The 3,748-nt window shown below is 73.6% G+C and carries 4 protein-coding genes; 3 read left to right on the forward strand and 1 reads right to left on the reverse strand.

Annotation, left to right across the window (positions count from 1 at the left end):
• Positions 1 to 290: 290 nt before the first annotated feature.
• The 3 genes from ACFWJ4_RS41085 to ACFWJ4_RS41095 all read left to right on the forward strand — a co-directional run bounded on the left by ACFWJ4_RS41085 (position 291) and on the right by ACFWJ4_RS41095 (position 3,117).
• Positions 291 to 932 (forward strand): hypothetical protein, encoded by a 642-nt coding sequence (locus ACFWJ4_RS41085; RefSeq protein ID WP_380554440.1) that lies wholly within the window; start codon positions 291 to 293, stop codon positions 930 to 932.
• Positions 932 to 1,579, forward strand: a complete 648-nt coding sequence (locus ACFWJ4_RS41090) for an RICIN domain-containing protein (RefSeq protein ID WP_380554443.1) — start codon at positions 932 to 934, stop codon at positions 1,577 to 1,579. The genes ACFWJ4_RS41085 and ACFWJ4_RS41090 overlap by 1 nt, the downstream gene beginning before the upstream one ends.
• Before the next feature lie 371 nt (positions 1,580 to 1,950).
• Positions 1,951 to 3,117: a WD40 repeat domain-containing protein gene (locus ACFWJ4_RS41095; protein ID WP_380554446.1), complete on the forward strand. Its 1,167-nt coding sequence runs from the start codon at positions 1,951 to 1,953 to the stop codon at positions 3,115 to 3,117.
• 75 nt (positions 3,118 to 3,192) lie between these two features.
• Here ACFWJ4_RS41095 and ACFWJ4_RS41100 read toward each other — a convergent pair whose 3' ends face one another.
• The gene (locus ACFWJ4_RS41100) at positions 3,193 to 3,627 is read right to left on the reverse strand and encodes an SRPBCC family protein (RefSeq protein WP_380554449.1); all 435 of its coding nucleotides are present in this window, start codon (positions 3,625 to 3,627) and stop codon (positions 3,193 to 3,195) included.
• Between the last annotated feature and the right edge of the window lie 121 nt (positions 3,628 to 3,748).

Consider the following 3,748-nt stretch of genomic DNA (forward strand, 5'->3'; position numbering starts at 1 on the left):
CACCCGGGACGTGTCCCGCCTGCTCTCGATGACGCCGTACACGGTGCAGGACCACCTGAAGTCGGTGTTCACCAAGACCGGCGTGGGCAGCCGCCAGGAGCTGATCGCGCGGATCATGCTCGGCGCGGGGCGCTTCTGACCCGTGCCCCGGTCGAATGCGCCCCGCCACGCGCCCCCCAGAAATCTGGGATGGAGGGGGCCCCGCCGCGACCGTGAAGATTTCCTTCACGAGGTTCACGTCATGCACATGACGTCTCGCAGCGCACCCCTTCCACCGGAGGAGCATGCTCATGAGTTCGCGCACCAGGCGCACCAGGCGCACCGTCGTCACCTCGGGGGTCGCCGCGCTCGTCGCGGTGACCGGGCTCGGCCTCGGCGCCGCGCCCGCGCACGCCGATCCCGTACCGCCGACCACCACCTGCGACCCGGCCCGTGACGTCTACTGGGACGACATCGTCTCGGCCCGGGTCGAGCCGACCATCACCGACTTCCTCGCGGTCGCGATCGTCCCGGGCACCACGGGCAGCTACACCAAGACCCTCAGCGAGGTCACCTCGGTGAGCACCACGGTCAACTCCAGCGTCGAGATCGGCACCGAATTCAAGGCGATCTTCGCCAAGGTGAGCGTCAAGGTCGGATTCTCGGTGTCCGACTCCCAGTCGACCACCCGCACCACCACCATCAGCGAGACCGTGAACTTCAACAGCCCCGGCTACTACGGCCTCTACCGCGGCACCCGGAAGGTCACCGGTCAGTGGGTGCGCTACGTCTGCGCCCGCGCCGGCAGTACCGGCTACTGGATCAACACCAGCCCGAACGGCCCGGGCTCCTTCACCACCTTCGACGTCCCGGAGCTGGGCACCGTCTCCTGTGCCCACCCGGAGACCCCCGGTTCCCTGCGCGCGGCCGCCCGTGCGCGGCTCGTCTGCTGATGACCAGAACCACCGAACCCGCCCGGCCCGCCCACTGCGAAAGCGAGTCCACGATGCCCCACCCGCACCGTCAGCGCTCCCGCGCCCGCCGCCCGCTGAACGTCCTCGGCACGGTGGCCGCCGCCGGCGCCCTGCTGTTCACCGCCGCCCCCGTGGCCCTGGCCGCCCCCGCGTCGGCGGGCGCCCTCGCCGGCGATCCGGCGAGCAGCTACTCCTGCGATCCCGGGCTCTACCGCATCAACACCGCCGGCAACAGCCGGCCGCTGACCGTCGCGCTCTCCTCCGGGAACCACGGCTCGATCATCCAGTACTTCTGGGGCAACGAGTCGAACCAGAAGTGGCGCGTCTGTCGCAAGCACACCTCCGACGGGAGCGATCTGGTGTACTTCCAGGACGCCTGGCGCGGCTGGTGCATGGCCGTCGACCGGTGGGGTACGGAGAGCGGCACCTGGATCCTGACGGTCGGCTGCGGCGACGACATCCCCGCGAACCAGTCGTTCCGGGTGACGAAGGTGGCGGGCACCAACCTGATCGCGCTGCAGGCCCAGCACTCCGGCAAGTGGGTCGCCGCCTCGGACCACAGCGACGAGATCCGCCAGGTGGTCCAGGACAGCAAGCCGGACCTCTTCTACCTCCAGGCCGTCTGATCACCCGTCCGTGACACCGTCGGCGGGGCAGGCCGCTTCGACCCCGCAAGGGGCCGGACGGAACGGCCGCCCCACCGACGAGCCGACCGCTCCGGACGGGGAGTCTCGCACCGCCGACGCCGAGCGGGGGAGAGGGCGACGCCGGGCGCCCGCGGCGCAGTCGCGAAGCGCGCCGGTCCCGGCGTAGGGGCTTGCGCGTGCTGCGCCCTGTCATGTGCCGTAGGAACGTTCGACGCGGTGTCTACCGCGGGTCGGCGTTTGTCGCCCAGCTCCCCCGAGGCCGCCCCGGCACGCTCCGGCCACCTCGTACGCTGGCGGCCGTCGATGCGAACGCGTCGTGCGCACAAGGGGAGGAACTCGTGAAATCGCTCATGAGAAGGGCCCGTTGGCTGGGCGCGGCGGCCGGCGCGGGGCTGCTGCTGGCGCTCGTGCCCGGGGCCGCCACCGCGGCGCAACCGGTGACCGCCGGGGCCGCGGGAAGCGCCGTGACCGCCGGGACCGCCCGCACCGTCACCGTGGGGTGGTCGGCCCCGGTCGCCGCCGTCACCCCCGACGGTGCCAAGGCCTATGTCGGGGTCATCGACAACGACAGCGGCCGCACGACGGTCCTCAAGGTCGTCGACACCGCGACCGGCGCGATCACCACCCGACTCACCCTGTCCACGACCCCGTGGACCTACGTCGGCTCGCTGGCCGTCAGCCCGGACGGCACCCGGCTGTACGCGGCCGTCGGAACCTCCCGCCTGGTCACCGTCGACACCGCCGACGACACCGTCGTCGCCGACGTCCCGATCCCGGACCAGCCGCGCCCCGACGGGTACGTGCCCGGCACGGTCGGCTCCCTCGTGGTCGCCCCCGACGGCGCCGGCGTCTACCTCGCCCAGCGCGGGCCGCAGCAGCGCTACGGCGCCCGGCCGGGCCGCGTCCTCGCCTACTCCGCCGCCGCCCGGGCGTTCACCGCCTCGCTCGACCTCGCCGACGTCGGTGTCGGCTCGATCGTCCTGCGCCCCAACGGCCAGGACGCCTACGTCACCACCGCGGCCGGCCTGGTCCACCTGGCCGCCACCCCCACCTCGCTCACCACCGTCCGAACCTTCACCGAGGGCCACGGGGCCGGCGGCAGCGCGGTCCTCAGTCCCGACGGCAGCACGCTGTACGGCATCGGCGGCTCCGATTCCGACTACATCGTCGACACCGCGACGGACACGGTCACCTCGGGCTTCCACTTCGCGCCGGGGCACGGATCCCTGCGGGCCCCCGTGATCAGCCCGGACGGGCGCCGCCTGTACGTGGTCAGCCAGAGCTCCGGCATCATGGGCCCGGGCACGCCGTTCCCGCCCGGCCCGTACTACTCCAGCGTGATCCTCTCCTACGACACCGAGGCCGGCGCCCTCGTCCCCGCCGAGGCGGTTTACCCGCCGAGTGTGGGACTGACCTCCACCCTGAGCCTCGGCCCCGACGGCCGCGCCCTCTACCTCGCCGGCGACATCTCCCCGACCGTCGGGGTGCGCGCCGGCCTCGACATCATCACCCGCTGACACCGCCGCGGCCCTGACGGGCCGGGAAGCAGAGGTACCCGACGACCCGGCGGGTGCCCGTTCCCGCCCGGCCGCCTACGCGCCGAGCAGGTGGTCCAGCACCCGGCCGAAGACCAGGCGCCCCGTCCGGGCGAGGACGGGATCGAGCAGTCGCGGCACACCGGCGACCGTCAGCTCCTCCGTCCAGACCGCCGCACTGCCGCCGCCCGCCGCCCGGACCCGCAGCTCGGCCCAGCCCCGCACCGGCCGGCCGCGTTTGACCAGCAGGCACCGCCCGTCCCGCCCCGGGCCGGGGGCGACCAGCCCGGTGAGCTCCATCGGGTCGTCGAAGCGCAGCGGTCCCAGGGCCGTCCGGGCCAGGACGAGATCGCCCGCCGCCCGGCCGGTGCCGCGCACCACGGAGACCCGGGTGAACGGCACCCGCTCCCCGTGCCGGTGCCAGGCCGTCAGCCGCTCCCAGCACTCGGCGGGCGGCAGCGGCGTACGGCGGATCAGGACGAAGCGGGCCACGGTCGTCACCCTAGCCGCGGCCGGCCCCGGGGCGCAGCGCGGCGGCTCCAGCGACGGTGCGCCAGCTCTAGTGCCGCATCAGGCAACGTTCGCCCCGTCGAAGTGCCGCCCGGCTGCCGCG

Source organism: Kitasatospora sp. NPDC127067 (assembly GCF_042724755.1).
Lineage (GTDB): Bacteria > Actinomycetota > Actinomycetes > Streptomycetales > Streptomycetaceae > Kitasatospora > Kitasatospora lactacystinica.